The sequence below is a fragment of the Ureibacillus sp. 179-F W5.1 NHS genome (assembly GCF_045369345.1).
Lineage (GTDB): Bacteria > Bacillota > Bacilli > Bacillales_A > Planococcaceae > Ureibacillus > Ureibacillus halotolerans.
Window position 1 is genome coordinate 1 of sequence record NZ_JBIQFG010000074.1, and the last position, 6,697, is coordinate 6,697.

Consider the following 6,697-nt stretch of genomic DNA (forward strand, 5'->3'; position numbering starts at 1 on the left):
AGAAAATTGGGATTCATTTAGGATAATCGGGGTGCCGTGTAATATCACTTCACCCCAACATTTGACATAGAACCTTTATTTTAACTTTCTCGTAAAATCGGAAGGGTACAACAACGGAAAGAACCACCAGATTTAATAATTTCCGTAATATCTACTTCAATTACTTCGAAGCCACGTTTTCGCAGTTGATTATTTACATTTTCATTTACAGGTAAGCTGAATAATCGTTTGTTGCCGATACTCAATACATTTGTACCTAATTGAAACTGTTCTTCTTCCGAAACCTCTATTAGATCATAACGAGAGGCAAATAAATCAATTTCCTTTTGTGATAAGGCTTTTGGATAGATTAGGGCAACATCGGGGGAAACAACATTAAATACACAGTCCAAATGCAAGTATTTTTCTTTAAAAGGAATCGTTACAATCTGAAAGTCAGTTAAAAGACGCTGTAGTTGGTCAGCTGCTTTTTGGTTTGTTCGGTTACTTAGCCCAACGTATACGGTATCCCGATCTATCACAACATCTCCACCTTCAATTAACTCTTCAACTAAATTATAATAGGAAATTTCTTCGTCCTCTAACCATTGTTTTAATACATTTTCCTCTCCTGCACGAACATCCGTGGCCATGTTTGCGACAAAGATTGTTTGTCCTAATGTAAAACCAATATCCCGTGTGAAGACCTGTTCTGGATACTTTTTATGGTAGGGCAGTAAAATCACATCAACATCATGATTTTTAAGGGTTTTAACAAATTCCTCATGCTGCTGAAGGGCCCGTTCGATATGAATGCCTTCATCAATAAAATGTTCTTGCGTTTCATTAATGACTTCCCGGATTGTCATATATTGAGGCTGGCAAAGAATTACTCGTTTTAACATATCATATTCACTCATACAAAAGGTTTTATGGTTAGTATATTCTTCCATTTTTTAGACATCCTATCTGTTTCGTTTAGTCCTTATTTTTTCCTAAAAATTCGATTATTATGACCAATTGATTGAAAGGAAATATTCTTTTAACTTGTTACAAATTCATGTTGTTTATATATAACTTGAAGCGTATAATGGGAACTGTTTACAACAAGAAAATTAGAAGGTGTCATGTATGAAAGCTAAAAAAATCATTATATTTATATTATCTATTTTTGTATTTTTAGGAGCTATTCTATTATTCAATTTTATATTAGTAGACAGTAATGGAATTGACCCTTCTAATAAGAAGAGTAGTAGTAAAAAGATGGAGGCATCTGCTTACTCGGGAGTGAATATCGTATCGGAAGTGTCTGATGAAACGACATACCATATGGCAGTTCATTATCCAAAATTTAAAGATCAACAATTAAATCAAGGGATTACCGATTATGTAACGGAATCTAAAGAAAATTTCTTAAATGAAGTAAAAAACAATAAGGAATTTCTTAAAGAAAATATAGCGGAATTGAACATATCTTTTAATATTTATCCAGTAGCTGAAAATGTTTACTCTATTGTATTTTCAAATGAAAGTTACGTTGTCGGAGCAAATGGCTTCCAAAGTACAAAAGTATTTTTAGTTGATATACATAATCATCAATATATACAACAAACTGATATTTTAATTGATAACGAGCAAAATCGGGGTAAAATCTATCAATTATTACTAAATGCCTTTGAACAATCGGAAGAATATAGTCTATACTTCTTCAAGGAAGATTTAAAGAACTGGATTGAAGATGAGAACAATCATTTCTCTAATATGTATCTTACTGACAAGTCAGTTATCTTTAAATTTAATGAATATGAGGTTACTGCTGGTGCTGCAGGATCTCCAGAAATATCCATACCAATTGATCAGTTTAAAGATTTCTTAACAGATGAATGGAAAAATAAACTAAAGGTCAAAGTTCAAACTGATGAACAAAAGGTACCACCGAAAGTAACTCATGAAGAAGATTCAGAGAAGGCGTTAAATAAGGAAACTTCTACGAATAGAAAACGGGTTGCTTTAACGTTTGATGACGGACCACATCCAAAAAATACAGAAAAAATTCTTAAACTATTAGATAAATATGATGCGAAAGCTACCTTCTTTATGCTAGGTAACCGTGTAGACTTCTATCCGAATATTGTTAAAGAGATAGCTAGTAAAGGGCATGAATTAGGTAATCATACATGGAGTCATAAAGATTTAACTACTCTAAGTAATGAAGAAATTAAAAAAGAAGTCGAACAAACGAATAAGGCCATTTTAGATGCTACAGGAGAATATCCTACTGTTTTTCGTCCTCCTTATGGCGCGAAAAATGCCCAGGTTGATAAGGCAAGTGGGATGCCGGCTACTTTATGGTCAATTGATACACTTGATTGGAAATCCCACGATCCAAAAGCCATCTTAAGTATCGTAAAAGAAAATGTAAAGGATGGTTCTATCATTTTGATGCATGATATTCATGCCACTACTGTAGAAGCATTAGAGCCAGTATTGAAGTTTTTAAAAGAACAAGGATATGAATGTGTAACAGTTTCGAGTTTAAATTCGAACTAATTTCCACAAATTATTTCTTGGAAAATAAAATAATAGGACACCCTTTCTCTCTATCCCAGATGGAGGAGTTAAGGGTGTCCTTCTTTATGTTAAGGGGAAATTTTTACTCCTATATTTATTAAGTGAAGGATTAACATAAACTAATAGAGTACTATTTATATGGGGGTGAAGGGAAATGAAGAAATATGGGGTGTGGCTAATACTAATTGTTCTATTGCTTTGTGTTACTTATTTATGGGTCACATTTTCTATGAAAGATAAGGAAGATCACTCGGAACAAATCGAAAAGGAACGGATAAACCAATTTTTCACCGAACTAAATAGTATTTACGGTTACATCTATACTTCAAAGGATGGCTCACTACAACTGTTCTTGAAAATCAATCAAGCACTTCGTGAAGGTGAGTTGATGGGAAATCTCTATGTAATGGAACGTAATGAAAGTGCAGAAGAAGCGTATAAGGAAACAAAGTATGAATTAAATGGAATAACCGATGGACGTATGCTGGAATTCTATACGACTGTGGACGGGGAGACGGTTAAATTAGAAGGTAATTTCCATGAAGATGCTAAGAGCTTTGAATTGTCGTTGTGGATGGCTGAAATGAAAGTATTATTTCAAGCTATAACTGAGGAAGAATATACTGAAATGAATATAGCTAACCAAAAGGTAGAATAATAGAGTTCTAATAAAATGAAAAAAGGGTCCACTAGGGGCCCTGTATTTTAATATTCCAGCATTTGTTGATTTAATTCATCTGCTAATTCGGCTACTTTTTGACCTGCTTCACCAATCTCCTTTAGTGCACTTGTGAATTTAATGATTTCTTGATTGTTTCGTTCGTTTTGCTCTTTACTTGCACTGCTTGCAGTTAGTATCTCGTCAAAACTATTCACCGTATCTTGTACGTTTTGATTAACTGATAGTGTTTTAGAATTAACTTCGTTTATTTGATTGACCACTTCTTCAATTTGTTTCGTTGTAGAGGCAACTAATTCTTTAATATCGCTTGAAGAATCTTTTGTTTGTTCAGCTAGTTTTCGAACTTCTGCTGCGACAACAGAAAATCCTTTACCATGTTCTCCCGCTCTTGCTGCTTCAATTGCTGCATTTAACGCTAATAGATTTGTTTGTTCAGCAATGGAAGTAATAACCGCTACAATATCTCCAATTTCTCTTGAATTTGCTTCCAATGAACTGATACTCGTTTGAATGTCATTTACACTATTTTTTAAAGAAAGGGTTTGTTCAATAACTAAATCTAATTGTTTTCTTCCAGTCATAGATGTTTCGGAAGTAATAATCGCTGATTGTAAACCTTCGTTTATGTCTGTCTTCATACTTTCAGAACGAATGATAGTATCAGCGACAGATGCTCCAACTTCTTCTGACATGGCTGCCAATTCTTCTGTAATAGCCCCAATATTTTGTTTCACATTTTGTTTCGCTTGCATTTCTTTCTCTGCTGCTTCTTCGTTTTGCAGTTCTTGTAAAGCTGCTAAACAAAGTTGCAATTCTAAATTGAATATTTTATTTGTGACTTTAAAAGCTAATGTTAAACTTTCCATATCATCTTTATATTCTTCATGAAGGATATCAATAATCTTGTTTAAAAAAGCTTGGTTTGTACAAAGGTACCATCTTACTTCGACCCCAACTTTTAAATAATATTTGCCAATTTGATATCTTTTGGCTGCAAAATGATCATCGATAATGCCATCAAAAAAGCTAACGACGTATTGCTGACAGCCTGCTAAATCAATGCCTAAAGGGGTCATATCAACTACTTTTCGAATACCTTCAAAGGAATGGTTATAAATTGGATTATAAATTTCTTCAATGTTGGCTTGAATGAGTGGTTGTAACGCCTTTGCTACAGCTAAATCTTCTAATGTGAGGTCAATGATGGATAACTGTTGAATTACGTTAGGATAATGATGAATGTCTATTTTTTACCTGTTGTTTTTGTTTGGCCGCTTCTTCTTTTAGCTTCGTTGTTTGTTTTTTTTTCGTGAATATACTCATGAGATACTCCCTTTTAAAAAATATATAGTAATGTATTTATCGTCCATTAAAATTTATTTTGAATAGATACACAGACTTGAAGTTAACATTTAATGGGAAAATTTGACGTATAAGTTAGGAAAAAGTAAAAAAGCAAAGCGATTTTAATCATCACTTTGCTCTATTGTTTATTCAAACTCTTTATTTCGCTGTATATCCACCGTCAACAAGAATTGTTGTGCCAGTAACAAAGTCATTTTCAGCTAAGAAAACAACGGCATGGGCAATTTCTTCCGGTTTCCCTAAACGACCGATTGGGTGTTTTGCAACTAATCCATCGTAAAACTCACCAAGGGCTTCTTTATTAACTAAACCTGTTTCAATAAAGCCAGGTGCTACGGCATTTACTCGAATATTACGATCAGCGTATTCTAAAGCAGCTGATTTTGTAATTAAGTTAACAGCTCCTTTACTTGCTGCATAAGGGATAGACGTTGGTTCACCAACACTACCTAAAATCGATGAAGTATTAATGATTGAGCCTCCACCTGTTTTAAGCATTTCACGAAGGGCATATTTCATTCCATAAAATACACCATCTTGGTTAACAGCAATCACTCGTTTATATTCTTCATCTGTTAATTCGTGAGTCGGTTTTTGAATACCGATTCCAGCATTATTAAAAATAATATCTAATTGACCGAATTGGGAAACCGTTTGTGAAACAAGATTTTCAACGGATTTCTCATCAGCTACATTCACTTCTATAAATAAAACATCCGCATATTGATCTTTTAATTCATTGACTACTTTTTCTCCAGTTTCCTTGTTATAATCACCGATTACAACTTTAGAACCTTTGTCTAAAAAGGCTTTTGCAGTTGCTAAACCGATACCAGATGCACCGCCCGTAACAATGACTACTTTGCCCTTTAAATCTGTCATATTATTGCCTCCATTATTTAAGAAATTTTCATGCTCCTATATATTCTTTATACTTTTCCTCTTTATATACTTAAAAGAAGTTTTAGCAAAAGTTTTTGCACCTTCTTTCACAGCTTTTTTTCAATATTTAATTTCCTAGTTTTAAACCAATCCCTCTTACTTTTATAAACAAATTAAATGTACCACCATTTTAAAAAAGGAAGGTAAACAGAATTGGCATAAATGCAGCTTAACGAACAAAAATGATAATTTTGTTGAATAATTTTTTATAAAAGAGGGTTATAGGAGAAAATCGCTTCTTGTTATACTTAGGGAACAAGAGAGAAAAAGAAGCGAGAAAGAAGTGACAAAATGCAATATGGAGAAATAGTTGAAGGAAGATTTAGTAAACGTATAAATCGACTTATCGCAGAAGTTTTTATTAATGGGGTAAAAGAAAGGGTACATGTGAAAAATACTGGACGTTTAAGAGAACTTCTTCTTCCAGATGCGGAAGTTCTTTTAGAACGAAGTGATAATCCTAACCGGAAAACAAAATTTTCCTTAATAGCCGTTATAAAGAATAGAGATTGGGTCAATATTGATTCTCAAGCTCCAAATATGGTTGCCTTTAACGCATTAAAGGAAGGGAAACTATTAGAATTTGGGATGGTAAATTCGGTTAAAAAAGAAGTGACTTATGGAGCTTCCCGTTTTGATTTATTTTTTGAACATGATGATCAAAAAGGGTTTATTGAAGTTAAGGGAGTTACTTTAGAAAAGGATGGAATGGCGATGTTTCCTGATGCTCCTACAACAAGGGGAACTAAGCACGTGTTAGAGTTGATAAAGGCAGTGTGTGAAGGATATAGTTGTACCATTTTATTTATTGTCCAATTAAAAGGATGCCATGGGTTCACCCCTAATAGAAAAACAGACCCAGCCTTTGCAGATGCTTTATTACAAGCATACGAACAAGGGGTACAGATTTTAGCTTATGATTCGATTGTTAAAAAAGACGGATTAGTATTAAACGAATCACTTCCAGTCTATTTAGCATAAGAAGTTGACGAGAAGAAAATCTATTTATACGGATAAAGGAGGGAGCCCGATTTAAAAGCCCCTCCTTTCATCATTATTTGAAAAAAGATACTTTTTTTAGTAGGCTCTAAAATATTTGTTGGGGTACAGATAAAATTCAGAAAAAATAAACACGCAATCTCCTAATTTTGTTAGACT

The 6,697-nt window shown here is 33.5% G+C and carries 6 protein-coding genes; 3 read left to right on the forward strand and 3 right to left on the reverse strand.

The features are described 5' to 3' along the window. Nucleotides 1-80: 80 nt before the first annotated feature. Nucleotides 81-932 carry a dimethylarginine dimethylaminohydrolase family protein gene (locus ACH0B5_RS17495; protein WP_122973104.1) on the reverse strand — a complete coding sequence of 284 codons (852 nt, stop codon included), beginning with the start codon at nt 930-932 and terminating at the stop codon, nt 81-83. 178 nt (nt 933-1,110) lie between these two features. On the opposite strand from ACH0B5_RS17495, the gene ACH0B5_RS17500 reads away from it, so the two are divergent. Together ACH0B5_RS17500 and ACH0B5_RS17505 are read left to right on the forward strand one after the other, a co-directional pair. Next, on the forward strand, nt 1,111-2,529 hold the full coding sequence (locus tag ACH0B5_RS17500; RefSeq protein WP_122973102.1) for a polysaccharide deacetylase family protein: 1,419 nt from the start codon (nt 1,111-1,113) through the stop codon (nt 2,527-2,529). A 175-nt stretch (nt 2,530-2,704) separates the two neighbouring features. Next, entirely contained in the window at nt 2,705-3,208 is a 504-nt protein-coding gene (locus ACH0B5_RS17505) for a hypothetical protein (RefSeq protein WP_122973100.1), read from the forward strand. 47 nt (nt 3,209-3,255) lie between these two features. On the opposite strand, the gene ACH0B5_RS17510 is transcribed toward ACH0B5_RS17505, so the two are convergent. Together ACH0B5_RS17510 and ACH0B5_RS17515 are read right to left on the reverse strand one after the other, a co-directional pair. Next, on the reverse strand, nt 3,256-4,479 hold the full coding sequence (locus ACH0B5_RS17510; RefSeq protein WP_406928231.1) for a globin-coupled sensor protein: 1,224 nt from the start codon (nt 4,477-4,479) through the stop codon (nt 3,256-3,258). 256 nt (nt 4,480-4,735) lie between these two features. Then, the gene (locus tag ACH0B5_RS17515) at nt 4,736-5,479 is read right to left on the reverse strand and encodes an SDR family NAD(P)-dependent oxidoreductase (protein WP_122973097.1); all 744 of its coding nucleotides are present in this window, start codon (nt 5,477-5,479) and stop codon (nt 4,736-4,738) included. A gap of 351 nt (nt 5,480-5,830) precedes the next feature. Between ACH0B5_RS17515 and sfsA the strand changes: the two genes are divergently transcribed. After that, complete coding sequence (sfsA, locus tag ACH0B5_RS17520; protein WP_122973095.1) at nt 5,831-6,520, forward strand: DNA/RNA nuclease SfsA; 690 nt, start codon at nt 5,831-5,833, stop codon at nt 6,518-6,520. Nucleotides 6,521-6,697 lie beyond the last annotated feature (177 nt).